The organism is Idiomarina sp. UBA3176, assembly GCF_002364295.1.
Taxonomy (GTDB): domain Bacteria; phylum Pseudomonadota; class Gammaproteobacteria; order Enterobacterales; family Alteromonadaceae; genus Idiomarina; species Idiomarina loihiensis.
Genome location: NZ_DEXU01000020.1, coordinates 161,727 through 188,582, shown reverse-complemented (window position 1 = coordinate 188,582; position 26,856 = coordinate 161,727). Strand labels below are relative to the sequence as shown.

Genomic DNA, 26,856 nt, shown 5'->3' with positions numbered 1-26,856 from the left:
CGTTCAAATTTTTCTTTAGACATTGCAGCCTCTCTAACAAAATTCTTCGGTGTGTTACCTAAGCTAAAAAGCATTACCGAGGTTTATTAGGGGCCTAAATTGAAATGGTGCTGATAGGCGGATTCGAACCGCCGACCTCACCCTTACCAAGGGTGCGCTCTACCAACTGAGCTATATCAGCACTGACGGAATGTGGAGCGGGTGGCGGGAATCGAACCCGCGTCATCAGCTTGGAAGGCTGAGGTAATAGCCACTATACGACACCCGCAAATTCACAATTTTATGAGGCCACTTCAAAACCAAGGAAATTGCGTGGTGGAGGGGGCAGGATTCGAACCTGCGAAGGCTGAGCCGTCAGATTTACAGTCTGATCCCTTTGGCCACTCGGGAACCCCTCCCGTGTCTTGCAATTTAAATTGGTGCCGGCACCAAGAGTCGAACTCGGGACCTACTGATTACAAGTCAGTTGCTCTACCAACTGAGCTATGCCGGCACCACCGGTTAGGTGGAGCGCATTCTATGGTACTAGATTTGATAGTGCAATAGGTGCGCGTAATTTTTTTAAGTTTTTTGTTCTGACTGGTCAGTTTTTATCTACATCGGATGAAAACTGACCGTCTTTTAGTAACATACACTACTTTTTCTTACTGCCCAAACGGGTGCCGTAAGACAATGGTTTCTTTACGATCTGGACCAGTTGAAATGATATCTACCGGTACACCGGTTAACGCTTCGATACGGGCAATATAAGCTAAAGCTTCTGGCGGTAACTCTTTATGTTCAGTTATGCCAACAGTGCTTTGCTGCCAGCCCGGCATTGTTTCGTAAATGGGCTCTACCACTTCATAGTCTTCTGCAGACAGCGGAGGATGCTCTGTCACACTGCCATCGGAGAGCTGATAACCAATACAAATCTTTAACTCTTCAAGGCCGTCCAGTACATCTAACTTAGTTAAGCAGAAGCCACTGATAGAGTTAATTTGTACTGCCCGCCGCATCGCTACAGCGTCTATCCAACCGGTACGGCGTTTGCGCCCGGTGGTTGCACCAAACTCATGACCTTTCTCACCTAAGTGCAGGCCTACTTCACAGTCAAGTTCAGTCGGGAAGGGTCCACTACCCACGCGAGTAGTGTAGGCTTTGACAATACCCAACACGTAATCAATATAACGAGGACCAAAGCCAGCTCCGGTCGCAACACCGCCTGCGGTTGTATTGGAAGAGGTTACATAAGGGTAAGTACCATGGTCTATATCCAGCAAAGTGCCCTGTGCACCTTCGAACATGATTGACTCGCCGTTTTTACGTGCTTTATCAAGTAAAGCAGGTACATCAATCACCATAGGTTTCAATACTTCGGCGAACTCTTCGCATTGCTTAAGTACGGTATCGAAATCAATCGCATCGGCTTTATAGTATTCAACTAAGGAGAAGTTGTGATAATCCACCAGCTCTTTCAGCTTCTCACCAAAACGCTTCATATCAAATAAGTCACCAACGCGCAGACCACGACGGGCAACTTTGTCTTCATACGCAGGACCAATGCCACGCCCCGTTGTACCAATGGCTTCTTTACCGCGCGCACGTTCACGTGCCTGGTCAAGAGCTACATGGAATGGCAGAATTAATGGACAAGCTTTGCTGATACGCAAACGGTCTGTCACTGGAACATTGCGTGCTTCCAGCATAGCCATTTCTTCCATCAGTGCTTCGGGTGATAAAACCACGCCGTTGCCAATAACGCATTGAACATTTTTGCGTAGAATACCTGAAGGAATTAAATGCAGAACGGTTTTTTCACCGTCAATAACCAATGTGTGCCCAGCATTATGTCCGCCCTGATACCGCACAACCATAGTGGCTTTATCGGTTAACAGGTCAACAATTTTACCTTTGCCTTCGTCACCCCACTGGGTGCCTAGAATTACAACGTTCTGACTCATGATTGCCCCGCGTAAAAAAAATCGGAGCGATCTTACCTTTAATCGGAGGGTTTGTACATCGGAGGTGAGCGCCTGATGGAAACATCAGACGCTCATTCATGATTACTCTTCAGTTTTTCCCATCATATTTTGTAAATAACGGAAAAAGTCACTGTTTGCATCAAGCACTAACATGTCATTGCCGGAACCGAATGATTCACCATAAGCTTCCATACTACGGATAAAGGCAAAGAACTCGGCATCTTTCTGATAAGCATCAGCGTAGATTTTCGCCGCCTGTGCATCACCCTCACCACGTAACTCGCGTGATTGACGTTTGGCGTCGGCAAGCATTACCGTTACGCGCGCGTCAACATCGGCACGAATGAACTCTGCCTGCTCACGACCTTCAGAACGATGCTCTGTGGCCACAGCTTTACGTTCTGCACGCATACGTTGATAAATGGACTGACTCACTTCCGTTGGTAAGTTAATTTGCATAACGCGAACGTCCAGCACTTCAACACCTAAATCTGAAGCACTTTCTGAACCTTGTATTAAAGCTTCACGCATTAACTCATCACGCTCACCAGAAACAATGTCAGAAATGGTACGGTTACCAAATTCACTACGCAAACCGCTGTTAATACGACGAGTTAACAGAGCTTCAGCCTGGAGGTAGTTACCGCCATTAGTACTCAGATAGAAAGTAGAGAAGTCATTAATACGCCACATAACGTAGGTATCAACAATCAAATCCTTTTTCTCACTGGTGACAAAGCGGTCAGGATCTCCGTCTAATGTTTGCAGGCGGGCATCCAGTCTTTTCACTTGTTCAATGAAAGGGATTTTAAAGTGTAAACCGGGTTCGAAAACCATAGCTTCACCAGTTTCTGCATTACGCTCGACCTTACCGAACTGAATTAAGATGGCGCGTTCGCCTTCCTTAACTACATAAACGGAGGAAAGACCCAGAACGACCAGGACCACAACAATTATTGCGATTAGGTTTTTCATTAGTTTCGACCTCCGCTGCGGTTACTGCTGCGCGTATTTTGTGTCTCTGTTCCAGTACTTGAGGAACCACCTGAAACATCTTCAGGAATACGCGTCGGAGAGAATGAATTTGTATTACGACCTTGCTTTTCGAGAAGTTTTTCTAGTGGTAAGTACATCATGTTGTTACCACCTTCAACGTCAACCAGTACCTTAGGCGTTTTCGCATAAAGCTCCTGCAGAGTATCAAGGTAGATACGCTGACGCGTAACTTCAGGTGCGTTTTGATATTGAGGCAGCAATTCTTCAAAGCGAGCAACTTCACCCTGAGCCTCAAGAATAATTTGCTCACGATAAGCTTGCGCTTCCTGCAACATACGACGTACCTGGCCTCGTGCCAAGGGTTCTACTTCGCGGGCATAAGCTTCAGCTTCTCTAATGAAGCGCTCTTCATCTTCCTGAGCCGATATAGCATCATCAAAGGCGTCTTTAACCGCCTCCGGTGGCCGTGCTGGCAGCAAGTTAATATCAACTACCTGCAAACCAACCGTGTATGGATTCATGGTTTTTTCGAGCATATCCAGAGTATTCGCTCTGACTTCCTCACGACCACGAGTCAGCACTTCATCCATGGTGGTGTGACCCACTACAAAACGTAAAGCGCTGTCAGTCGCTCGTGATAAAACACCGTCGGCATTTTCTACGTTAAATAAATACGCACGCGGATCAACAACGCGATACTGAACATCCAGCTCAACACGAACCACGTTTTCATCCTGAGTCAGCATGTAGCCGTCGGTTTTGTCCGAACGGATATTGTTTACGTCGACATGTTCTACCGAGTCGATAAATACCGGGCGCCAATGCAACCCCGACTCAACCAAAGTATGAAACTGACCAAAACGCAGTACAACGCCGCGGTCTGCTTCTTTTACTGTGTAGAAACCGGCAATAAACCAAACAATTAATGCGATAATTGCGATGATACCGACGCCTTTTGCCGGGATACCTGAACTGCCGCCCGAGCCGCCGCCTTTTTTCCCACCAAAACCGAATTTGGAAAACAGTTTGCGAACTGCTTCGTCGAGATCAGGCGGGCCTTGATCTTTGCCACCTTGATTTTTCCATGGGTCACGGTCATTGTTATTACCGTTTCCCGGTTGATTCCAAGCCATTGAGTGCTCCAAGTTTTTTAAGAAAACTGTTGCTATAAAAAATTCTATTGCTGCACGACTAAGTCGTCCAGTTGGTCGCCATAAGCCTTGTGTAAACGCTGCCAGTCTACCGATGACATGCGCACTTGCAACGCAAGTTCACCATTTTCGTTAACATCTTCCGATGTCACGCTATTCCAACGGTATAATGTACCACGTAATTTACCCATTGAGTGGGGGATTTTCAGAGTCAGCTCGACCATCTGCGGGCCAAGTATCTGCCGTAAAGCCTCCAGTACTTCCTCAATGCCAAGGTCTTGCTGCGCTGAAACCCAGACCCTTATTGGCCTTTGATTGTCATCGTAATCAATCCGGGGCTCGGCCCCTTCCACTTGATCTATTTTATTACAAATAATTAACTGTGGTACATCGCCAGCATCGATTTCTTCCAAAACCTCAGCAACCTGATCAATATTATTTTGCTGCTGTTCGTCGCTGACATCAACCACATGTAACAATAAATCGGCCTCTTGAGTTTCCTGAAGCGTCGCTTTAAAAGCTGCGACCAGGTCATGAGGTAAGTGACGAATAAAACCAACGGTGTCAGCCAGAATCACTTCACCAATATCTTCTACTGCAAGTTTTCTAAGGGTTGGGTCAAGTGTTGCGAATAGCTGATCCGCGGCATAAACGCCGGCTTCAGTCAGGCGATTAAATAGCGTCGATTTACCTGCGTTGGTATAACCCACCAGCGATACGGTAGGAATATCCGCCTTTTTACGAGCCCGACGCCCCTGCTCCCGCTGTTTCTGGACTTTCTCCAGGCGCTTTAAAATATTTTTAATACGTCCGCGAATTAAGCGTCTGTCGGTCTCAAGCTGGGTTTCACCTGGCCCACGTAAACCAATACCACCTTTTTGTCTCTCAAGGTGAGTCCAGCCTCGCACCAGTCGTGTCGATATATGACGCAGTTGCGCTAATTCAACCTGCAACTTACCTTCGTGGGTTCGTGCCCGCTGCGCAAAAATATCTAGAATAAGACCCGTACGATCTAACACCCGACATTTGCAAATGGCTTCCAGATTTCGCTCTTGCGTTGGTGATAACGCGTGATTAAAGATAACAATGTTAGCGTCCAGCAGCTTTACCTGCTCGGCAATTTCTTCTGCCTTACCACTACCAACAAAGTATCTGGGGGTTGGGGAGTTACGACTTGTAGTCATCACTCCCATAGTTTTCACGCCCGAAGAATCAGCTAAAAGTTGTAATTCGGAGAGATCTTCTCGGTCAACTTCCGCGGGTAAATCCACATGAACCAATATTGCGTAGTCGCCACCTTCATACCTATCGAACAAGTTGTTCAGACCTCTCTTTCACCATTAATCTTCTATTTCAGCCATATCTTCGCCAGCTTGTTGCGGCAAATAATTTTGAGGAATACGCGCAGGTACAACTGTTGAAATTGCATGCTTATACACCATTTGGCTAACCGTATTCTTTAATAAGACAACGAATTGATCAAAAGACTCAATTTGTCCCTGCAGTTTAATGCCATTAACTAAGTAAATAGATACTGGTATGCGCTCACGACGTAACGCATTTAAGAATGGGTCTTGTAAAGTTTGCCCCTTAGCCATCTTGGATTCCTTTTTATCGTTATTAATATCCAATGTGTAAATAGTAAGCTACAGCACTGCCAATTTGCAGTTCCCTGTATAGACACACTAGACCAGTAAAGAATTTTTGCAATAAGAAAAACGTTAAGAATTACTCATTTAGTCCAGAATTGGATCTGCGGCCTTGGTCGTCTAATTTCAATCCTTACTATTAAAAATCTCTGCGGGCTGCTGCATTGCTGTCATGACTTTCGCCTGCATATTGAGGTCGCCGGTTTCCAGCCAGTGCACTCCCGGCCAGCCCCGCAGCCAGGTCATTTGTCTTTTCGCCAACTGTCGGGTAGCAATAATTCCGCGTTCGCGCATTTCATCATAGCTTAGCTCTCCGGCCAGGTGCTGCCACATTTGCCGATAGCCAACACTGCGTAAGGACGGAAGGTCCGGATGCAAATCGGATCTGGCAAACAAAGTTGCAACTTCCTCTTTAAAAGGTTGCGCCAACATATGGTCGAAACGCTGTTCTATACGCTGATGTAAAACTTTCCGGTCAACTGGCGCCACCGCAAACTGATAAATGGGTTTAGTTAACTGACCATGACGCTCCCTGGTAAGTTCTGTCAGGGGTTTGCCCGCAATTTCATAAACCTCCAAAGCTCGCAGAATTCGCTGAGGATCGTTAGGGTGAATGCGTTTCGCACTTGTGGGATCAACCTTTTGCAGCCGACTGTGCAGTTCGGCTAAACCTTTCTCATGCAGTTCGGCGGTCAGTTTCTCACGCACGCTGGTATCGGACTCGGGCAAATGGGAAAGCCCTTCCAGCAACGCCTTAAAGTACAACATGGTTCCGCCAACCAACAAAGGCACCTTGCCACGTTGCTGAATATCATCAATTAAAGCCAAAGCGTCTTTTTGGAAGTCGGCCGCCGAATAAGTTTCGGCAGGGTCGCGAATATCCAGCAAGTGATGAGGAACTAAGTTTTGCTCTTCGGCGCTGGGTTTCGCGGTACCAATATCCATTCCCCGATAAATCAACGCAGAATCGACAGAAATAATCTCACAGTCCAGTTGCTCACAAAGCGCCAGCGATAACGCGGTTTTCCCTGAAGCTGTAGGCCCATAAATGGCAATAACGGCGTCCTTGCTATGCATTATTCTCTCCGGGTAACGGCAACTTTTGCAACACATCCGCGCTTTCAGCCAATTGCGAACGCCACTGAATAAGCCAGTGCTCTGCCTGAGTCAGACTGTATGATTCAAGACCGGAAAACTGTGCCAACCAATGAGCCAGTTGATCAGCTTCAGCGCCTTCGGTCAGTAATGTCAGTAATTGGGAGAAACCGCTCACTACATTACCCTGACGTAACATTTCCGGCATTTGCTCGATAATTGCCTGCTCACGCTGAATTTTATACACCACACCGCACTGGTTTAATTGCTGCTGCGGCCACTGACTTGCAGGACCGGGCAGATTCGCCAAACTGATTGCCACAGGAACCAGTAAAGGCTGCCCGTTCAGTCCGTCCTGCAATTGCTGAGTAAGTTTTCTGCTAACACACTCAATGTGAACTTTAGCCAGATTAAGCCAGGCCAGACTGTACTCATTGCGAATAAGAGCATAAACACCATTAAACACCGACAGCACACGCCAGTTTTGTGCCGCTTTAAACTCTGCCTCTGACTCCGTGTTTAGCTGCGTGCCAGCATTGCTTTGATGGGCCCGTGCGGCATTTGGCAACAACGACCCGGATGCTTTTCTCTCACCCAGAAAACTCGCACCTGACGCGCCCCGACAGGAGTTCGACTGGGTCCCTGATGACCGTTCATGCGAGCTGTAAGAATGCTGATGACTCATCGCAGGTTGTCCGTTTTCTGTGGCAACCAACTGGTTTAAAGCCTGTTCAATGCGGGTCAGAATAAAGTCATGCACTTGTCGCTGGCGGTGAAAGCGGACTTCATGCTTTGCCGGATGCACATTCACATCGACTTCTTCTGCAGGCAGTTCAAAGTAAAGTACAAAGGTCGGTACCCGCTCGTTCGGCAAATATTTTTCGTAGGCCTGACGTACCGCATGCGATAACAATTTATCGCGCATCATTCGGCCGTTGACAAAAAAATGCTGAATATCCCCCTGATGCCGACAATGCTCCGGCGGGACTAACCAGCCACTTAAGTGGAAGTCACCATCAACAGCGTCAATTGCTGCAGCCTGCTCAGCAAATCCACCGCCGCAAATTTTCGCCAACCGTTGTAACTGCTGTTTTTCAGTCTGAGCAGAAGGAAACGCTCTTACCGATTTGCCGTTATGATTAAGCTGGAATCCGACTTCAAAACGGCTAAGCGCAATCCGTTTTATAACTTCATCTATGTGGCTGAATTCAGTTTTTTCTGTGCGTAAAAACTTACGTCTGGCTGGCGTATTAAAGAATAGATCCTGTATATCGACGGTTGTGCCGTCCGGATGCGCAGCTGGTTCAACAGTCACTTGCATATCCCTACCTTCGGCCCACGCCTGCCAGGCTTCTTCCTGCTCTGGCGGCTTGGATATTAAGCGCAATCGCGACACAGAACTGATACTGGCCAGAGCTTCTCCCCGAAACCCCAGGCTACCAATATGCTCTAAATCGTCCAGACTCTGAATTTTACTGGTGGCGTGACGGCTCAGTGCCAGTGTCAGCTCCTGCTTAACAATACCACCGCCGTTATCGCGAATTCGAATGCGTTTGCTACCGCCCTGCTCAATATCCAGAATTAATTGCGTAGCCCCGGCATCCAATGCATTTTCTACCAGTTCTTTAACCACCGACGAAGGGCGCTCAACCACTTCGCCCGCAGCAATTTGGTTCGCGAGCTCTATCGGTAATTGTTGAATGGCCATCAGCGACTCGGAATTGTCAGTTTCTGACCAATTTTCAAGCTACTGGTGGTCAGGTTATTCTCGGTTTTAATGGCTTTGACGGTAGTATTATACTTCTGTGCCAGCACCGATAAGGAATCTCCGGACTTAACGGTATAAGTAAAACTGCTTTGGTTAGCTAAGTAGGTATTGTCTATTGGGTTGCTAACAAAATAACGGCGAATCCCGTTGTAAAGAGCCCGCGCCAGCTTTTGCTGATGAGCATTACTGGTTAACAACTGCTCTTCACGCGGATTTGAAATGAATCCAGTTTCCACCAGCAATGACGGTTTATCCGGTGACTTCAAAACCGCGAAACTCGCTGCCTGAGGGGTCTTTTTATGCATTTTGGTTACCGTCGACATTTCATCGATTATATGTTTCGCGGCACTGTAGGCCCCGGCAATGGAACTGTCCATTGACATATCCAACAGAGTCTCGGCCAAATAGGGTTCGTGCCCGTTCTTCCGCAAAATATCAGTAACGCCACCCAATAACTCAGATTGCTGCTCCCGATTTTCTAACCAGCGACCAACTTCGGATTCTGCCCGGCGTTTGGACAACACCCAGACCGAGCCACCGCTGGGCTGTGGTGTTCGAAAAGCGTCTGCATGAATCGAAACAAAAAAATCCGCTTTTACATCCCAGGCTTTTTGCGGTCGCTCGTTAAGGCCAACATAGTAGTCCCCGGTTCGAATCAAATAAGCCTGCATACCAGGGTCATCATTAATGAGTTTGGCCAATGCACGGGCAATACGAATAACGACGTGTTTTTCGTAAGTTCCGCGTGGACCAATAGAGCCGGGGTCATCACCACCATGCCCGGCATCAATTGCTATGGTTACGCGCCTGTCTTTCAGCTCTGAAACCGATTTTGCCGGCCCGCTCAGCTCTTTGGATTTACCGGGTAAATCAACCACCAACCGATCTTTATAGGACTCATTAGCTGGCAAGGTAAAAAGGTTAGCGTCGCTTTTAGAGTCCAGCTCAATAACAATACGGGTACTGTTAGCGTTTTTAGGTGAGCTTGTACGAATTTTATCGACCAGCAGCGATTCTTCGCCCAAGTTCGCCAAACCCGCTTTTAACGAAGTATTGTTAAAATCAATAACCAGCCGGTAAGGCTTTTGCTGATACAACGTAAAGTAAGAATAGTCGGGAGTGTCCGACAAGTCGAAAACCACCCGCGTTTTATCCGGAGATGGCCACACACGCACACTGTCTATACTGTTGTCGGCCCAGGCCCACAAAGGAACACAAGCAAACAAAAACACCCAAAATCGCTTCATCATAATGTTTTAATTATTTGTTGTCCGGCTTCAGTTAGCGCACTGAAAGTAAGTTTACGACCCGTGCCAGCATACTCGATTCTTATCTCAATGTCCGCACCGGGAAGCCAACCATAGCCTTTATCGGGCCACTCTATAAAGTTTAACGTATCTTCAGAAAAATAATCTCGAATTCCCATATATTCGAGCTCTTCCGGATCTGCCAGTCGATATAAATCGAAATGATGAATACGCCAGCCTTGCAGCTGGTAGGGCTCAACAAGAGTATAGGTCGGACTTTTCACCGCCCCTGAATGCCCCATAGCCTGAATAACACCGCGACAAAACGCCGTTTTTCCGGCACCTAACTCGCCTCTCAGATAAACCACTAAAGGGGTCTGTAAAACTTGTGAAAATTTCTTCGCAAGTGCTAACGTCCCCTCTTCATCAGCCAACTCACATTGGTGTACCTCAGTCATCATCCCTTCCATATCCATTCACCAACTGTCGTATATAAGGCAACAGATCCGAAGCTAAGGTTCCCCTCTCACCATCGTTTCCTGCCTCTTCGCCCGCTATAGCATGCCATAGGCTACCTGCAATCAGCGCTTGTGCCGGAGCCATTCTTTGCGCTAATAAGCCCGCGATTAATCCGGTTAACAGGTCGCCCATGCCACCGGAGGCCATTGCTGGTGAACCGCGGTCAATCAAACACCTACCTCTGTCGGTTACCAGCAAAGACCCCGCACCTTTCAGTAGTACCTGCGCACCGTATTTTTCACGTAGTTTTGTTGCCGCAGCAAAACGATCCGACGCTATTTCATCGGTCGTAATTTGCAGTAACCGCGCAGCTTCACCAGGGTGCGGTGTTAGTAATAATTTGGGTGAATGAACGGGGTTACTGGCTAATAGATTTAAACCATCGGCATCAATAACTTTCAGCACATCGGTTGCCATCACCTGCGAAAAAACCTCCTGACTCCAGGAGCCTTGCCCCAGCCCGGGTCCCAGAGCAACAGCAGAAGCTTCTCGCAGCAGCGGCTTAAGAGCATCGGTTTCTTTTATGCCATGCACCATAGCTTCAGGCTGAGCTGCCGCAACAATTGCCTGCACCTGCGGATGACACGCCACGGACACTTTGCCCGCCCCCGCACGCAGCGCCGACTGCATTGCCAATATCACAGCTCCGGACATGCCCGGCTGACCACCGACAATTAGCACGTGTCCTTGCTCACCTTTGTGAGTGCAGCGTGAACGAGGCGCTAGCCAGCCGCCAACCCGGCCTGCATTAACCCTGAACCAGTCGGCTTCATTTTGCTGTCTAAACGTGCTGCCAACACCTAAGTCTTCAAGTTTTAACTCACCGGTGTGCTCTTGAGCCTTTCCGGTAAGCAAGCCACGCTTTAACGCCACCAGACAGACGGTAAGATGAGCGCGAACCGCCGCACCGGGCACATGACCCGTATCAGCATTTAACCCCGACGGCACGTCCACTGAAACCACCGGCGTCGTGCTACCATTCACCCGCTGAACCCAGCTTACCGGGTCGCCCTCAAGCGCACGATTCAAACCCACACCAAATAAGGCATCCACCAACACATCAAACTGCTCGGGCGAGCAATCCAGCAAGGGCTTTTCACTTCCGCCTTGTTCACGCCAAGCAGCACGGGCTTTGTGCGCGTCAGACTCCAATGGCTCCGGCAATTCAACATTGGGTTTAAGCGCAAAAACTTGCACCTGATAACCGGCCTTCTGAGCCAGTCGGGCGACAATATAGCCATCACCACCGTTATTCCCTTCACCACAACAGACCGCCATGCGTGCCGGTGCCGGAAAGTAAGATTGTAGCTGATGAAAAACCGCTTTCCCGGCCGCCGACATCAGTTGCGTCATGTTCATCGAGCAAGCTTCAGCGGCTTTTTGTTCGCCCTGCTGTACTTGCTCAACGCGATAAAGACAGTTGATAAAACGGCTGCCGTCGGTGTCTGTCATAATGGCTCCCTACAATTTGTTTAGTCTGGCTTAAATACCCCAATGACCTGATCAAACTGACGCTGGCTACCACCACCCTGCTCTTTAGGTTCACTAAACCGGTGCTTACATTGCACGCACTCAACTTGTTCGGTATCGTTTTCGATGAAGAGCATGAGTGTGTCCATGGCATCGCATTTGGGGCAAACGGCCCCGGCAATAAATCGCTTCTTTTCTCTAGCCACAACAGCTCCTGTGTTAGAATTGTGAGCAGAACACGTCTATGATACCGCAGCTGAACAGCTGTACAAAATGAAGAGTAGTTTATGATCCGTGCTGAAGCTATCACCTTATTGCGTGGCGGTGATGTTTTATTTGAAGACAGTGACTTACAAGTATTCCCGGGACATCGCGTTGGCTTAGTAGGCCGTAATGGCTGCGGCAAGTCCTCGTTGTTTGCCATGCTGCGTGGTGAACTCAGTGCCGACAGCGGTAATATTCACCTGCCAGCGGAGTGGCGAATTGCCAGCGTAGCCCAGGACACTCCCGCACTGGATAAATCCGCTATCGATTACGTAATGGACGGTGACGCCGAGTTTCGGCAGTTGGAAGCGCAACTCGCGCAGGCCGAAAGCGATAACAACGGCGAAGCCATTGCGCACTGTCACGACAAGTTGGCTTCCATCGGAGCTTATGATATTCAGCCCAGAACCGCCAGTTTAATGGCTGGCCTTGGCTTTACTCAGGAACAATTGCAACAGCCGGTAAAAGCATTTTCCGGTGGTTGGCGTATGCGCCTTAATTTGGCACAGGTACTCATAGCCCGCGCCGACTTAATGCTGCTGGATGAGCCCACTAACCATCTGGATGTTGACGCCATTTTCTGGCTGGAAAGCTGGCTGAAACAGTACGACGGAACCCTGCTATTGATATCGCACGACCGTGACTTTCTCGACTCGGTCACTACCGACATTACGCATATTGAGCATAAAAAGCTGAACAGCTACCGCGGTAACTACTCTCTGTTTGAGCGGCAGCGCGCCGAGCACATGGCTCAGCAACAAAGCGAGTACGAAAAAGCTCAGGTTATGCGTCAGCACTTACAAGCTTACGTTGACCGTTTTCGTTATAAAGCCAGCAAAGCCAAACAAGCACAGAGCCGTTTAAAAGCTATTGAGAAGTTGCCTAACCAGGCGCCACTGCGCGCCGAAAGTGGTATCGACTTTCACTTTTTAACACCAGAGAAGCTGCCAAATCCGCTGCTAACGCTGCGCGACGCCAAAGCTGGCTATGGTGACACCACCATTCTTGAGCAGATTAAGCTAAATTTGGTGCCGGGAACTAGGTTAGGCTTGCTTGGCCGAAACGGCGCCGGTAAATCAACGCTGATTAAACTGCTGGCGGGTGAATTGGAGCCGATGGCTGGTGAGCGGTTGGTTAACCCAGGTCTCAGCATTGGTTATTTTGCTCAGCATCAGCTGGAAACTCTGGACTTGGCAGCCTCAGCGCTGCTGCACTTGCAGCGCATTGATAAACAAGCGACTGAACAAAAGTTGCGTGACTTTTTAGGTAACTTTGGTTTTTCCGGTGATCAGGCCACACGATCGGTCGAACCCATGTCCGGTGGGGAAAAAGCCCGATTGGCGTTAGCCCTCATTATTTACCAGCGTCCTAACCTGTTACTGCTAGATGAGCCGACTAACCACCTGGATCTCGGCTTGCGCGACGCACTGGTCGCGGCTTTGCAGGAATATGAAGGCGCGTTGATTGTGGTTTCGCACGACAGACATTTGCTACGTACCACGGTAGATGAATTTTGTCTGGTTGCCGACGGCAAAGCAGAAACTTTCGACGGCGATTTAGATGCCTATCACGATTGGTTACAGCAACAGGCGGCTAATGACAAACGTAGCGAGCAACCCGCTACTCGCCAACGCGATGACCGCAAACAGCAAAAACGTAAGGAAGCCGAGGCGCGACAAAAAACTAAGCCTTTACGCCAACAAATAGAGAAGGCAGAAAAGAATATTCATTCGCTGGAGCTGACGCTAGCCGATATTCACGAGCAACTGAGTGACAGCACCTTGTATGACGATGCCAATAAAGCCAAATTGCAAAAGCTGTTAGACCAGCAGGCACAGGCGCAAAAAGATCTGCAACAACAGGAAAACCTCTGGATGACAGCAGAAGAAGAACTGGCAGAATTAACAGAAGAGTTGCAGCAAGCGGAGGATAAATGATCATTCCCTGGCAGGAAATTGATCAGGAAACCCTGAACAATTTAATGGAATCTATTGTACTGCGCGAAGGAACCGATTACGGCAGTCAGGAGCTCAGCTTTGAAACGAAAGTGGAGCAACTGAAGCAACGCCTGAAGTCCGGCGAAGCCGTCATTGTTTACTCTGAGTTGCATGAAAGTGTCGATGTAGTCAACAAAGACAGTGTTACCGGAAACGAGCCTGACGGGCAATAAAGACTTCTTCCCAGGGAACACTTTGGTCACCCAGAACTAAGAAGTTCGGGTTCAGCAGGCTAACCGTGCGGTTGTAGGTAATGGGCTCAAAGTTCTCATTCACTATGCGACCGCCAGCTTCTCCTACAATAACTTGCGATGCAGCGGTATCCCATTCTCCGGTAGGTCCCAGACGTAAAAAACAATCGGCTTTGCCCTCGGCAATAAAACAGGCTTTTAGTGAACAGCTACCCGTTGGTAAAGGCTGAATATCACGTTTTGTCTGCAAACGATTAAACACAGGCTCTCGTGCCTGTTGCCGACTTATTGCAATAATAATAGGGTCAGCCTGAGGGTCACTAAACTTGCGCACGCTTATGGACTGCTTTTCGTTCTCTTTTTGTTTAAAGGCGCCAGCACCTTTGCGAGCATAGTAAAGCGTTTCCCCGACCGGCCAGAAAATAACGCCAATGACAGGCTCGTTGTTTTCTACGTAAGCAATGTTGACAGCAAAGTCTCCGGAGCGGGAAATAAACTCCTGAGTACCATCTATCGGGTCGATAATAAAATAGGCCTTCCATTGACGACGCTCATTATAGTCCTGATGCTCGCTTTCTTCAGAAATAACCGGAATATCAGGGAATGACTGCTTGAGTCGATCTTCTATTAGTTCGCTGGCAACAAGATCTGCGGTAGTCACTGGAGAATCGTCTTTTTTCTCGGCCGTTTTATAGTCACGCCGCTCGTACATTGACAGAATAACGCCACCTGCTTCGAATGCTATTTCCTTCAGTTTCTCCAGCATTGTTTCTGCCACTACTGTGCCTCACTCAGATTACGCAAAAGCATTAACAGCGCCGCAACACTTCGCGCTTCAGAAAAATCGGGTTGAGCCAGCAGGTTGTCAATATCGTTTAATGGCCAGGTCACTTTTTCCAACGGCTCAGGTTCGTCGCCCGGCAAGCTTTCGGGGTATAAATCGCGAGCTACGAAAACACTCATTTTGGCGGAGAAAAACTGAGGCGCGAGAGACACTTCCATTAAGAATTCAAGTTGACGGCTGCCGTAATCAACTTCTTCTTTTAGCTCACGCTGAGCAGCCTCTTCCGGGGTTTCGCCCGGGTCAATCAGGCCTTTGGGAAAACCGAGTTGATAGTCGTGAAGGCCTGCAGCGTATTCCCGAATCAGTAACAAAGTTTCTTCATCCAGGCAGGGAACAATCATAACCGCGCCGCGACCGCTGCCTTTCATGCGCTCAAACTGACGCTGCTCACCATTGCTAAATTTAAGATCGACGGCCTCAATACGCATTAAGCGGCTTTGCGCTACAACACGACGAGCCAGAATTTGCGGGACTTGTTTTTCTTTACTCATACAACGGTTCCAAGTCATTGTCTCTCTTTACTATAACGACTCTGCGCACAGAAAACAGTGTCAATTTACGCTTTTCTTATACAGTGCTACTATCTAAAGCCCGTACACCGGTAGTGAAGCGAGTAATATGACTGCAATAAAGCCTGAAACCGAAACAGAATTCGATGTCGTTGTCATCGGTACTGGTCCCGGCGGCGAAGGCGCTGCCATGCAATTGGCCAAAAGCGGCTACAACGTTGCCATAGTAGAAAAACATAAAGCCCTTGGCGGCGGTTGCACGCATTGGGGAACCATTCCATCCAAAGCTTTGCGACACTCCGTCAGTCGTCTAATTGAATACAATAATAATCCATTGTTTTCCGGCCCTGGCTGGCAGAGCGGTATGACTTTCAGTCACATACTGCACTATGCAGAATCGGTTATTCGTAAACAGGTGAAATTACGCAGTTCGTTTTACGACCGTAACGACGTTACTGTGGTGCACGGTACAGCTTCTTTTTTAGACAAGAACCGCATTCGGGTCACCAAACTGGACGGCTCTGTCGATGACTTGATCACAAAACATGTCGTTATCGCTACAGGGTCACGCCCATACAACCCGAAAGACGTCGACTTTTCGCATCCGCGCATTTACGACTCAGATAAAGTGTTGTCGTTGTCTCATGAACCTAAAACCATTCTGATATACGGTGCAGGTGTGGTGGGCAGTGAATACGCCAGTATTTTCCGGGGTATGGGCGTTAAAGTGGACTTAATAAACCAGCGTGAACGCCTGCTTTCTTTTCTGGATGCTGAAATTTCAGATGCGCTGAGTTATCACTTGCGCAACAGTGGCGTTGTCATTCGCCACAATGAAGAATACGAAAGCATTACCGGGCACGATGACAAAGTGGTGCTGAAAACTAAGTCCGGTAAGACCATGGCTGCCGACTGTCTGCTTTTTGCTAATGGCCGTTCCGGTAACATTGAACAGCTTGACTGCCAGGCGGTAGGGCTTGAACCCAACTATCGCGGCCAATTGGAGGTAAATGAAAATTACCAGACCAGTGTCGATAATATTTATGCAGTTGGCGACATTATTGGTTACCCCAGTTTAGCCAGCGCAGCATACGATCAGGGACGGATCTGTGCTTCCGCTATTATTAACGGTAATTGCGACAAAGCACTTATCAGCGATATCCCTACCGGTATTTACACCATCCCGGAAATCAGCTCGGTTGGTAAAACTGAAGAAGAACTGACTGAAATGAAAGTGCCTTATGAGGTCGGCCGTGCGCAGTTTAAGCACCTTGCACGGGCGCAAATCTCCGGTGCCGACGTGGGTTGTCTGAAATTATTATTCCACCGTGAAACGCGAGAACTGCTGGGGCTTCACTGTTTTGGCGAGCGAGCTTCAGAAATTATCCACATTGGTCAGGCTATTATGGAGCAGAAAAACGGTGGTAACACCATCGACTACTTCGTCAACACCACCTTTAACTATCCGACCATGGCGGAAGCCTACCGGGTTGCGGCTCTTAACGGTATTAACCGCCTGTTGCTGTAATCAAGATTACTGCCGTTGCTGATTCAGCGGCAGTTCAATCCGTACGCACAAGCCGCCTTCCGGGCGGTTTTGCAGTTGTATACTGCCGTCGTGCCGGTCGACAATGCGCTTAATAATAGCCAGCCCCAGACCGGACCCAACGCCGCCACGCGCTTTATCGCCCTGAGTAAAAGGCTCAAATAATGTGGCCTGCTGCTCTTCGGGAATGCCCGGGCCGTCATCCGTTACTCTAAACCAAACACGTTTTTGCTTTTTATCATGCCCGGAGCTGACCACCACTTGATGTTTCCCGTAACGTTCGGCATTTTCCAGCAAATTAATAATGACTCGCTTCATAGACAAGGGACGTAACCAAACTCTGGGCAACTTGCCTAAATCCAGCTCAAACTGCTTTTGCCAGTTATCCGGAACATTCGCCACAGTTTGCTCTATCAGCTCATTCAGCGACTCTCTGCTGCTCGACTCCTGCTGATCAAGACGAACGTAATCAATAAACTGATCAATAATGTCGTTCATGTCGTCTATATCTTCAATAATGCCCTGAGCCAGGCAGTCTTCGCCCTGCGGCATCATTTCCGCAGCCAGACGAATGCGAGTAAGAGGGGTTCTTAAGTCGTGAGAAACACCGGCCATTAAAAGGTTACGGTCATTTTCCAACTCGCGAATACCGCGCGACATTTGATTAAAAGCGCGGGTCACAGCCACAATTTCGGTCGCCCCTTTTTCAGACAGTTGCTCAGGAAACTCTCCCCGTCCAACTCTTCGGGCAGAGTCCTCCAGAGCTTTTAACGGTCGGTTTAACCAGTTGGCAAATAGCATACCGCCGAACACGCTCAGCAAACCAATGAGTACCAGGTACATCACCAATGGCGAGAAGCGTCCCTGCTGCATACTATCCAGGGGCACGCGTATCCAGAAGTCAGGCGCACGCGGAGGTTTTACCCACAAATAGAATTTATTACCCTGAGCTACCCGTACTTGCGCTTCACCACCCAGCATATCACTCATGTCATCCGATAAATAACCATAATAGGTTGAGTTACCTAAGCCCTGCTTTTCAGCGGCTTCATCATTAAAGACTTCAATGCCGGTCGCTTCAGTATAACTGGTCATGAGCTCGCGCTCGGTTTCAGCTAAATGCTGACGGGGGATAAACATGGTGCGGATGTGTTTAGCAACCAGCTCATTAATTTGTTCTATAGAGGGTCTGACAACATAATTGCTTACCATCACGTAAGAAACGAGCTGGTTAATAAGCAACACCAGAGCCAGCAGCGCAACCGTGCGGGCAAACGCTGACTTAGGAAAAAGTTTCATCAGGACTTCAGTTGACCATCCGGCACAAACACGTAGCCCAGACCCCACACCGTCTGAATATATCGGGGCTTAGTCGGATCGACTTCCAGCATACGTCTTAAACGAGACACCTGCACGTCAATCGAGCGCTCCAGCGCACTGTAGTCACGACCACGAGCCAGATGCATTAACTTGTCGCGCGAAAGTGGCTGCCGTGCATTATTAACAAGAGCTTTGAGTACCGCAAATTCACCACTGGTCAGCGGCATAGGTGTGTCGCCGCGAAACATTTCGCGAGTACCCAGATTCAGCCGAAATTCACCGAAGGTTATTTCCTGATCTTCCTGCGAGGGAGCACCAGGAGCTTCGGTACCCCGCCGGCGCAGTACCGCTCTGACGCGAGCTAACAGCTCTCTAGGGTTAAAAGGCTTAGCCAGATAGTCATCAGCACCGAGTTCCAGGCCAATAATACGGTCCACTTCGTCGCCCTTTGCGGTTAGCATAATGACCGGCAGATTGTTTCCCTGGCTACGCAAACGCTTGCAAATGGAGAGTCCGTCTTCGCCCGGCAGCATTAAATCCAGTACGAGTAAATTAAAGTTTTCCCGGGTCAGCAAGCGGTCCATTTGCTCAGAGTCCTGCGCCACCCGTACCTGAAAGTTTTGCTCAGTAAGATAACGCTCCAGCAAGCTTCGCAGCCGTGCGTCATCATCTACCACTAAAATTTTTAATGTTTCCTGCATCATCAGTTTTGTTTTCCAAGCTGCTATGCCTCAGCCATAAAGATACACCGCCTGACAGCTTTATAGAAGCAGGCTTCTGTTAGCAAATGTTTCAGTTAACGGTGCCAGTAACGCTGCATTTCAACGTATAGAAACGAAGCCGTCCAGGTAATTAAAACTAAACCAGTTAAACTCTCCACACCAGTTAAAAAGCGGAGTGCTCCCGAAGGCTCTATATCGCCAAAACCAACCGTACTAAAAACCGTGAAAGAAAAGTATAAAGCATCCAAAAAACTTCCATCAAAATTACCGACTAAGGTGCCAAAACCTTCCTCGTGATGCATAAAGTAATAAGCAAGCGCAAAAATAGAGACCTCTACGGTATGCGCGATGATTGCGAGCATGACCCCAAACATCAGTCGAATTTGAGTGAACATTCTCATGTGAGTGATCAGCCAACCTATTCGGTTAAGCGCTTCGTAGTGAAAAATAACCGCTAAGCCGACGATAATCGAGTTACAGATAAAGGAAATTAGCATTGCTTAAACTCGCTCATCAGACATCCAGAAGTGGCTTGGTTCTGGCCTGTCAAAATAGTACCCCTGAAAACAAAAACACCCCATTTCCTGTAGTTTATGCAAGTGCTCCTCCGTTTCGACTCCTTCCGCGATAATGGCTAAATCAAGACTTTTGCCCAGTGCTATCACCGTTCTTACTATAGCTTCATCGCTGTTGCCGTTTTTCATGTCTCGCACAAAAGATTGATCTATCTTTAACGAATTTAAGGGCAAACGTTTCAGATAACCCAAAGAGGCGTAACCGGTTCCAAAATCATCCAGCGCAAAGGTCACTCCCAGGCGTTTTAGCCTTTCCATATTCGCAGCCGTGTTTTCAATATCATCAATGAGTAAACTCTCGGTTACTTCCAGCTCAAGCAACTCTCCGGGAATACCAGCCGCCGTTAAACGGGCCTCAATATCTTCTACAAATCCGGGGGATTTAAACTGGCTGGCACTGACGTTTATCGCAACACGTCCGCCTTTATCACTTATAGCGTGTTGCAATTTGGGAATGGCAGCCAGTACCTGATTCAGCACCAACCGATGCAGGTCGGGCATGAGTCCCTGACTTTCGGCTAACGGAATAAACTCTGCGGGAGACACCCAGCCAAGTTCTTCGTCGTACCAACGGAGTAACGCTTCAAAGCCCAAACAACGCTGGCTGGCCTCATCCGTTAGCTGTTGGTACTGCGGCTGAAAATACACTTCCAGTGACTCTGTCGTTATTGCCTGTCGTAACCCAGTTATCATCTTTTGCCGATAATTAAATTCGCGCTGTATGCCCGTATTAAAAAATTGCAGCTTTGATGCATTGGTCTCTTTTGCCTGCGACAGCGCCAGGTCGGCTCCCTGAAGTAGATCTCCGGTGTTTTGCGCATCGGAAAACAAAGTGACGCCCATACTGACTGATATCGACTCCGTTTTTTCGCCTAATTGGTAAGGCTCACTTAAACGCTCTACCAACACCTGCAGGCGCTGACGCAGATTCTTATCGTCCAGCAGATTAATACCGCTTTTACTCTTTAACAGCACCATAAATTCATCGGCCCCCAGACGTCCGGCAGTTTCAGTCTGAAGCAGCTCAGACTCCAGTCTCTGGCCAAACAGAACCAAAAGCTCGTCTCCCGCGTCATGGCTTACGCTGTCATTCACTTTCTTGAACTGGTCGATATCCAACATTGCCAGCACACCATCATCGCCGCCATTCTGGTAACGATAAAACTCGTCTTTCAAACGCTCCAGCATGAAACGTCTATTCGCCAGGCCGGTTAAAGGGTCGAAGTACGCAAGAGACTGAATTTCTTCTTTCATGCTCTGGTATTCTGAAATGTCAGTACAAATTCCGCACAAGCCAATAACCTTCTTATTGGCATCATATAACGGCACTTTTACAGACCAAAAATGAAGCGGATTTTTTTTGTCAGGCAGAAAGCTCATTTCTTCCTGAGCCGCCCGTTTACCGCTTTTTATTACTTTGTTGTCAAAAACTTTAAGCGTATCGGCGGTGCTTTTATCAAACAAATCGGCATCGGTTTTTCCGATGAAATCACCCAGTTTTAACTGAAACAGTTTTAAAACCTGCTGGTTCGCATACTGATACTTCAGGTCTTTATCTTTGATAAAAATATAAGCTTCAACACTGTCTAAAATGGTATTCAAACGATACTTACTTTCAGCCAGCGCTTGTGTTTTTTCGGTAACCTTGCGACGCAAAAGCAGATTAAACCCAACAACAGTCAAGAATAGTAAGACCAATGCCGTCATTAACCACCAAACGTAAACAGAAATTGTTAAGTGACTTTGCCCTGAACTCCAGCGTTCAATAATTTCATAGTAATCGGAGTTTTCATCGGCTTTTAAGCGCTTTAGCTCTCTGTCCAGAGTTGACAGAATATCTGCATGAGAACCTTTAGGAACGGCAAAGAAAACCTCATTAGGAAGAAACATGATGGGGGTCATTTCAATGGCATATTCTGTCACCTGCTTATCGCCAAAAAGCTGATCCGCCGAAGTGGCGTTGACCTTTCCCGCAACAACCGCATCAAACCCTTCGGCAAGGCTCTGCACCGGATAAAGCTCACTGTTTAGATCAAAATTCTCAATTAATTGTTTTAGATACTCTTCCTGAACAGAGTCCCGCAGTACCGCCACACGTTTGTTGTTCAAATCTAAAAGGTTGGTAATTTTTTCTTCTTTCGGCGCATAAAGCTGTGACCAACTCAATAAAGCAGGCTCATTATGAAAACTAGCCCAAGTCTCTCTTTCATCGTTTTTCACAACATCCGGGAAAATATCAATTCGACCTTCGCGCAAGAGCTTTAAGCATTGATCCCATTCACATTCTACCGGCACCAGTTGCCAATTATGACGCTGTGCAATAGTCATAAGAAGCTGGCCATGAATACCGCTCAACTGGCCGTATTCATCGAACATGATTTTGGGCGGGTTGTCATAAACACCCACTTTCAATGTTACATCCTGAGCCATTGACCCCGAAGCAAGTAGCAATAAAGCAATAGCAATAAGGTTTCGCAAGAAGGGTGGCACCTAATGTTAGTGAGTTGTATAACCCTAGAATAGGCTCATTTGAGTCATGAGAAAAGACCTAAAATAAAAGGCCCTCCAACAGGAGGGCCGCGCAACTTATAGAAAGCTTCACTTAGAAGCGTTACATGTCTTTATTTCTATCATTTACTTCTTACGAAGATCCTGCAGAGCTTCGTTCATTTTAAACAGAACAATAAGAAGCTCACACCAAATTCTGGCACCAACGCCTCCGGCCAGAGCGTAAAATATCCCTTTAAGGAAGTTACCAAAGGTAAAACCTTCATATCCCATAAACATAGTGCTTACCCCACCAACAACGGCGGCCAAAAGCAAAATCCAATACACAAAGGTAATGATCTTCGGCGTCAGCATATTGTTAAAAAATAGAACGTCTTTCATTTTTTATCTCCTTGTTATATAGGCGTAAACAGTTTTTATAGTAAGAAAAGAATAAGCCGACAGAGTTTACGCAATGTCCGACATCCTTTTCAGAACAGCAACTATCTGTTTGATATTAATCGACTTAGATACAGTTCACAATATCCGGCAACTAGTGTTTACAAAAGAATGTGATAAATCTCACAGCATTGGCCTTTCATTAAGTAACCTGAGTAGCCATATATGGCTTACATACAACCTAATAAAGAGGGAACTCTATGACGACTTATAAAGCGATTAAACTGGTTAAGCGCCCTGAGCCGGGCCCAGTCTCAGCGGACATTTTTGAAGTAACGGAAAAGGAGCTCCCGAAAGCCGGTTCCGGTGAAATATTAATAAAACAGCGGCAAATGTCGCTTGATCCTGCGATGTTTGGCTGGATGAGCCCCGATACAGAGAGCTACATACCACCAGTTGAATTAAACACGGTAATGCGCAGCTCGGGTGTTGGAGAGGTTGTCGAGAGTAACCATCCTGACTTTGAAGTCGGCGACCGGGTTATGGGTATGATGGGCTGGCAGGAGTATGCGCTGAGCGATGGTAAGGGCATTAACAAGGTTCAGGCCGACGTACCTGACGAAACTGTACTCTCAGTATTCGCCTTACCCGGGTTAACTGCTACGCAAGGGTTACTTAATGTAGGTAAACCTAAAAATGGAGAAACCATCGTAGTAACAGGCGCTGCAGGTTCAGTCGGCTCAATTGTCGGTCAGATAGCAAAAGCCGAAGGCCTTAAAGTGATAGGTGTTGTCGGGAGTGACGAAAAAGCCAACTGGATAGTCAACGAACTTGGTTTCGACGGCGCGATTAATTATAAAACTGATGATTTGCGCGACCAACTGACTAAGCTGACTCCTGATGGCGTAGATTTATACTTTGAAAATACCGGCGGCCCCATTCAAAACCTGGTGGTTGAACGTATGAACGCGCACGGTCGTGTGGTGGTTTGCGGCATGATAGCCGACTACGATAAAGAAGTGCCCAGCCCCGGACCAAGCTGGGTGCCTGTTATTAAAAAGCGGCTGACAATTCAGGGCTTTACCATGCCAGATCACTTCGACCAAATTCCAAGCTTGCTGCAACAACTGACGCCTTACGTTATGTCCGGCAAAATAAAACACCGTTCGCATATTCTTGAAGGGCTGGAATCAGCCATTGAGGGACTGAACATGTTCTTTACCGGCGACAATAAAGGTAAGTTGATTGTGAAGCTTTAAGCCATTTTATATGCGGCTTTTCAGTGAGGCTATATTACAGCCCTGAAAAGCCGCCTTTCTAATGAACTCGATAAATACTCATCATTAAAGCTCAACATCCAATTCAAAATCTACTGATTCAGTTTCACCCTTATACCAAATTTCAAAGCTTTCCGGATGACCATAAAAATAATAGACATCTACTGGCTTGCCATCTTGGCGCGGTAAACTTAGTGTACTTATCTCAGCTAAGTAACCCTGAGAGTCTTTGGCAAAAACGTGATTGCGCCGTTGCACCAACCGCGACTCAACGTCCTCAATTTCTCTTGGCGTAAACTCCGCATAATCAACAATTAGCTTGTTTCCTTCGATATTCACGCCTGTCGGGAGGTCATTTTTTGCGTAGTTCTCTTTAATGATATTGGGCGCGGTTAACACCGATATATTTGCTTTCACGCGCGTTGGTGGCACACTGAAAAGTTCAGGATCATATTCCAGCCGACTAACGGTGAAGCGAAAAGCGCTGTTCTTGTCATCAATTTCCGTTACCGGTTCACCGTCGGCGTCAAAAAACTGCACGTCGCTACTGTACGCTATATCGTAACGATCAAAAATATGAATAAATAAGTCACTTTGCACTGTCGGATAATGCAAAAACACTTGCTTCGGATGCTTTATTCCCGGGTCATATGTAATATTTCGCTGACGAATTTCAATTTCGTCGTGCATTGCTTCTGCGCTCAAATCCACATAGCTGGCATTCACCTCTGAATCGCCGTTGTATATCGGTAATGTTGTCTTAACCGTCGGTAATTCATCGAAATCAATCTGCTTCGCTGGAGCTTTTTGTGCAAACGAATATACGGGTAATTCAAGTGTCTGCTTAACTTCTTTTCGTGACTCGCCACCGGCTACTATCGTTACTTCGGCAGTCTCAACCGGACCATGAAATGCAAATGCACTATAAAGCGTCGAGCTTTCATCTTTGCCCATGCGCTCATTTAAATCATCAAGAGCTTTCTGCGCCTCGGATTTATTGAGGTTACCGTTTGCAGCCTGATTAATAAGCTCGCCTAACAAAGACTCTACGCGCTCATAATTTTTCATCGGAACCCGGTCGATAATGCGGTTTCGGATGTATCGTCCGTTCTTAGCTTTCGCTTCGCCGATAATATCTTGCTTACGCAAAGTCGTTTGAGAGGTCGTTTTAACATCGACTTCAATGACATAAGAATAGTCATTCATTTCAATTAGGGTGACTCTGTAACCGTCTTTATCTTGAGTTTTTCCAACATCATCTGCGGTTAACTCAAACTGAATCAGCTTCTCAGGTAATTCAGTAGAGAACTCGCCCTTAATCGCTGTTGGCTGCGGTGCACTCTTATTACCCAGAGCTGGCACACAATAGGCTTCACCCCGGCGGACAATGTCTCTAGTTTCCATTTTCCCTTTAGTAAAGTCCGGAATACGGAGCTTTTCGCCATTATCCAGTACCAGCGCATCAAGCTTCAGTTCGTTAGCAAAAGGAAAACCGTGCCCGTCGGAGTATCTCCTACACTCCATTAAATCCATACGTTTCACTGCCAGGAGACTGCTCAGGAAGGCAGCACTCATTGCCTGGTAATCATTATAGTCGCTCAAACGCGCCAGCACAGAAGTCGAATACTCAATTTCGTAAGGCTTCATATCTAATGAGAGTGATTCCATCACTTCATAATAATTAGACTCTTCTTCCATCCATAAGAACTTAGCCAATGCTTTGTCATCAAGAGTACGGAGTTGCTTATAGCGTGCGTTATTGAGTTGTTTTCGCTGCTCTATCTGTTGCTGCATAGAGATCTTTTCCTTTGGTTCAGCGTCTACTTGCCAAAGCAATGTTGCTAACATTACGGCGACACCGACTCCTTTCATGCCTATGCTTTTCATCCGCTTATTGTTCCCTAACCACCAACGCTTTTTAAAGTGTACCGAAATATATGAAGCCTCATCTATTTTTACAGAACTTTAACGCTGCCAAGTAAGTGGCTTAACCCGCCAAAAACCGCAGTACACTCATTACTGCGCTGTACGCAATTGAAGCTATGGATTTAGCGCGTCGAGGCCGGAGTAGCTCAGAAATAACAATGTTCCCGCCCTGCTCCAACTTTGCGCGCCAGAAAATAAAAGAAATCACCTTTAAAGAATGGGTGCTATTGGAAATAACGATATTTGAGCGGATAAGTGGCAACAGCAGCAGAGAGCGGCTGTATATCACATCGTTTCCATCAGAAATTTTAAACCGGCTGGTCAGACGATCATAAGATACCAATATTCGCGTATCGCCCACCTGATGGCTTTGCTGCTGAATCCTTTTGAACACGCTGTTCCATTAAGTAATATTAACAAACTCCCCGCTCACCAACGTTTTTAGATCTTCAGGGTCTAATTCCATATCTACCCCCCTACGACCGGCGCTTATAAATACGGTGGAGTTACAAATTGCAGAGGCATCAATTATTGTCCTGAGCCGTTTTTTCTGGCCAAGCGGACTGACGCCTCCCAGAACATAGCCCGTAGCACGTTCGACATCACTCTGAGTCGCCATTGCAGCCTTCTTTGCACCCAAAGCTTTTGCTATCAACTTAAGGCTTAACCGTGATGAAACCGGAATGATGCCTACAGCCAATTCTATACCGTCAAGACTGACAACTAAGGTTTTGAATACTTGTTCCCGCGGAACGCCCAACTTCTCGGCAGCTTCGTCACCATAAGATTCACTGGCCGGGTCATGGGAATACTCGTGTACTTTAAAAGAAATCTTATTCTTTCTGGCAACATCAATTGCGGGAGTCATTGCGGTTTACTCTCTATTCGCCACTACTTATTTTCTTTAAAAGGTATAGGTTACTAATTACTTGTCCAACTT

At 47.4% G+C, this 26,856-nt stretch carries 25 protein-coding genes and 4 tRNA genes; 4 read left to right on the top strand and 25 right to left on the bottom strand.

The genetic code is table 11. The annotated features are described in order from the left end of the window. Positions 1 to 105 precede the first annotated feature (105 nt). The 15 genes from B2U97_RS08980 to B2U97_RS08910 all read right to left on the bottom strand — a co-directional run bounded on the left by B2U97_RS08980 (position 106) and on the right by B2U97_RS08910 (position 12,065). A tRNA-Thr gene (locus B2U97_RS08980) sits at positions 106 to 181 on the bottom strand. A gap of 12 nt (positions 182 to 193) precedes the next feature. Continuing rightward, positions 194 to 268: transfer RNA gene (locus B2U97_RS08975), tRNA-Gly, on the bottom strand. A gap of 45 nt (positions 269 to 313) precedes the next feature. Next, positions 314 to 398, bottom strand: a tRNA-Tyr gene (locus B2U97_RS08970). A gap of 19 nt (positions 399 to 417) precedes the next feature. Further along, positions 418 to 493: transfer RNA gene (locus B2U97_RS08965), tRNA-Thr, on the bottom strand. Positions 494 to 644: 151 nt separating this feature from the next. Beyond that, positions 645 to 1,943 (bottom strand): adenylosuccinate synthase, encoded by a 1,299-nt coding sequence (locus B2U97_RS08960; protein ID WP_286823787.1) that lies wholly within the window; start codon positions 1,941 to 1,943, stop codon positions 645 to 647. A 102-nt stretch (positions 1,944 to 2,045) separates the two neighbouring features. Further along, entirely contained in the window at positions 2,046 to 2,939 is an 894-nt protein-coding gene (gene hflC, locus B2U97_RS08955) for a protease modulator HflC (protein WP_286823785.1), read from the bottom strand. After that, a complete protein-coding gene (gene hflK / locus B2U97_RS08950; protein ID WP_110014153.1) occupies positions 2,939 to 4,093 on the bottom strand; it encodes an FtsH protease activity modulator HflK in 1,155 nt (384 codons plus the stop codon). The genes hflC and hflK overlap by 1 nt, the downstream gene beginning before the upstream one ends. 44 nt (positions 4,094 to 4,137) lie before the next feature. Next, positions 4,138 to 5,427 carry a ribosome rescue GTPase HflX gene (gene hflX, locus B2U97_RS08945; protein WP_034818792.1) on the bottom strand — a complete coding sequence of 430 codons (1,290 nt, stop codon included), beginning with the start codon at positions 5,425 to 5,427 and terminating at the stop codon, positions 4,138 to 4,140. A gap of 24 nt (positions 5,428 to 5,451) precedes the next feature. Continuing rightward, positions 5,452 to 5,709: an RNA chaperone Hfq gene (gene hfq / locus B2U97_RS08940; protein ID WP_011233595.1), complete on the bottom strand. Its 258-nt coding sequence runs from the start codon at positions 5,707 to 5,709 to the stop codon at positions 5,452 to 5,454. 177 nt (positions 5,710 to 5,886) lie between these two features. Beyond that, on the bottom strand, positions 5,887 to 6,837 hold the full coding sequence (gene miaA / locus B2U97_RS08935) for a tRNA (adenosine(37)-N6)-dimethylallyltransferase MiaA (RefSeq protein WP_034818795.1): 951 nt from the start codon (positions 6,835 to 6,837) through the stop codon (positions 5,887 to 5,889). Further along, on the bottom strand, positions 6,830 to 8,563 hold the full coding sequence (gene mutL / locus B2U97_RS08930) for a DNA mismatch repair endonuclease MutL (protein ID WP_272990637.1): 1,734 nt from the start codon (positions 8,561 to 8,563) through the stop codon (positions 6,830 to 6,832). Before mutL ends, miaA begins: the two co-directional genes overlap by 8 nt. After that, entirely contained in the window at positions 8,563 to 9,873 is a 1,311-nt protein-coding gene (locus tag B2U97_RS08925; protein ID WP_110014155.1) for an N-acetylmuramoyl-L-alanine amidase, read from the bottom strand. Before B2U97_RS08925 ends, mutL begins: the two co-directional genes overlap by 1 nt. After that, positions 9,870 to 10,328, bottom strand: coding sequence for a tRNA (adenosine(37)-N6)-threonylcarbamoyltransferase complex ATPase subunit type 1 TsaE (tsaE, locus tag B2U97_RS08920; RefSeq protein ID WP_110014156.1), 459 nt, complete (start codon positions 10,326 to 10,328; stop codon positions 9,870 to 9,872). The genes B2U97_RS08925 and tsaE overlap by 4 nt, the downstream gene beginning before the upstream one ends. Beyond that, entirely contained in the window at positions 10,321 to 11,841 is a 1,521-nt protein-coding gene (locus tag B2U97_RS08915) for an NAD(P)H-hydrate dehydratase (protein WP_272990640.1), read from the bottom strand. The genes tsaE and B2U97_RS08915 overlap by 8 nt, the downstream gene beginning before the upstream one ends. Positions 11,842 to 11,861: 20 nt before the next feature. After that, on the bottom strand, positions 11,862 to 12,065 hold the full coding sequence (locus B2U97_RS08910; RefSeq protein ID WP_011233589.1) for a YheV family putative zinc ribbon protein: 204 nt from the start codon (positions 12,063 to 12,065) through the stop codon (positions 11,862 to 11,864). An 81-nt stretch (positions 12,066 to 12,146) separates the two neighbouring features. Between B2U97_RS08910 and B2U97_RS08905 the strand changes: the two genes are divergently transcribed. After that, positions 12,147 to 14,060: an ATP-binding cassette domain-containing protein gene (locus B2U97_RS08905; protein ID WP_011233588.1), complete on the top strand. Its 1,914-nt coding sequence runs from the start codon at positions 12,147 to 12,149 to the stop codon at positions 14,058 to 14,060. Further along, positions 14,057 to 14,293: a YheU family protein gene (locus tag B2U97_RS08900; protein ID WP_011233587.1), complete on the top strand. Its 237-nt coding sequence runs from the start codon at positions 14,057 to 14,059 to the stop codon at positions 14,291 to 14,293. Before B2U97_RS08905 ends, B2U97_RS08900 begins: the two co-directional genes overlap by 4 nt. Here the strand turns inward: B2U97_RS08900 and cysQ are convergent. Both cysQ and nudE read right to left on the bottom strand, forming a co-directional pair. Further along, a complete protein-coding gene (gene cysQ, locus B2U97_RS08895; protein ID WP_153849567.1) occupies positions 14,265 to 15,077 on the bottom strand; it encodes a 3'(2'),5'-bisphosphate nucleotidase CysQ in 813 nt (270 codons plus the stop codon). The two genes, B2U97_RS08900 and cysQ, sit on opposite strands and share 29 nt — an antisense overlap. An 11-nt stretch (positions 15,078 to 15,088) precedes the next feature. Further along, a complete protein-coding gene (nudE, locus tag B2U97_RS08890) occupies positions 15,089 to 15,646 on the bottom strand; it encodes an ADP compounds hydrolase NudE (protein ID WP_286823776.1) in 558 nt (185 codons plus the stop codon). 127 nt (positions 15,647 to 15,773) lie between these two features. On the opposite strand from nudE, the gene sthA reads away from it, so the two are divergent. Continuing rightward, positions 15,774 to 17,192, top strand: coding sequence for a Si-specific NAD(P)(+) transhydrogenase (sthA, locus tag B2U97_RS08885; RefSeq protein WP_011233584.1), 1,419 nt, complete (start codon positions 15,774 to 15,776; stop codon positions 17,190 to 17,192). A gap of 6 nt (positions 17,193 to 17,198) precedes the next feature. On the opposite strand, the gene envZ is transcribed toward sthA, so the two are convergent. The 5 genes from envZ to B2U97_RS08860 form a co-directional block, all read right to left on the bottom strand. Then, on the bottom strand, positions 17,199 to 18,509 hold the full coding sequence (gene envZ, locus B2U97_RS08880) for a two-component system sensor histidine kinase EnvZ (RefSeq protein ID WP_286823774.1): 1,311 nt from the start codon (positions 18,507 to 18,509) through the stop codon (positions 17,199 to 17,201). Further along, positions 18,509 to 19,234: a two-component system response regulator OmpR gene (gene ompR / locus B2U97_RS08875; RefSeq protein WP_011233582.1), complete on the bottom strand. Its 726-nt coding sequence runs from the start codon at positions 19,232 to 19,234 to the stop codon at positions 18,509 to 18,511. Before ompR ends, envZ begins: the two co-directional genes overlap by 1 nt. A gap of 92 nt (positions 19,235 to 19,326) precedes the next feature. Beyond that, positions 19,327 to 19,749: a potassium channel family protein gene (locus B2U97_RS08870; protein ID WP_272990658.1), complete on the bottom strand. Its 423-nt coding sequence runs from the start codon at positions 19,747 to 19,749 to the stop codon at positions 19,327 to 19,329. 3 nt (positions 19,750 to 19,752) lie between these two features. Continuing rightward, positions 19,753 to 22,305 (bottom strand): EAL domain-containing protein, encoded by a 2,553-nt coding sequence (locus tag B2U97_RS08865; protein ID WP_286830439.1) that lies wholly within the window; start codon positions 22,303 to 22,305, stop codon positions 19,753 to 19,755. A gap of 156 nt (positions 22,306 to 22,461) precedes the next feature. Next, positions 22,462 to 22,716, bottom strand: coding sequence for a DUF4282 domain-containing protein (locus B2U97_RS08860; protein ID WP_011233579.1), 255 nt, complete (start codon positions 22,714 to 22,716; stop codon positions 22,462 to 22,464). Positions 22,717 to 22,973: 257 nt separating this feature from the next. Between B2U97_RS08860 and B2U97_RS08855 the strand changes: the two genes are divergently transcribed. Further along, the gene (locus B2U97_RS08855; protein WP_286823765.1) at positions 22,974 to 23,972 is read left to right on the top strand and encodes an NADP-dependent oxidoreductase; all 999 of its coding nucleotides are present in this window, start codon (positions 22,974 to 22,976) and stop codon (positions 23,970 to 23,972) included. A gap of 84 nt (positions 23,973 to 24,056) precedes the next feature. Here the strand turns inward: B2U97_RS08855 and B2U97_RS08850 are convergent, their stop codons facing one another. The 3 genes from B2U97_RS08850 to ybaK all read right to left on the bottom strand — a co-directional run bounded on the left by B2U97_RS08850 (position 24,057) and on the right by ybaK (position 26,784). Then, positions 24,057 to 25,838, bottom strand: a complete 1,782-nt coding sequence (locus B2U97_RS08850; protein WP_286830438.1) for a hypothetical protein — start codon at positions 25,836 to 25,838, stop codon at positions 24,057 to 24,059. 139 nt (positions 25,839 to 25,977) lie between these two features. Then, a complete protein-coding gene (locus tag B2U97_RS08845) occupies positions 25,978 to 26,310 on the bottom strand; it encodes a hypothetical protein (RefSeq protein WP_286830435.1) in 333 nt (110 codons plus the stop codon). 9 nt (positions 26,311 to 26,319) lie between these two features. Next, complete coding sequence (gene ybaK, locus B2U97_RS08840; protein ID WP_272990668.1) at positions 26,320 to 26,784, bottom strand: Cys-tRNA(Pro) deacylase; 465 nt, start codon at positions 26,782 to 26,784, stop codon at positions 26,320 to 26,322. Positions 26,785 to 26,856 lie beyond the last annotated feature (72 nt).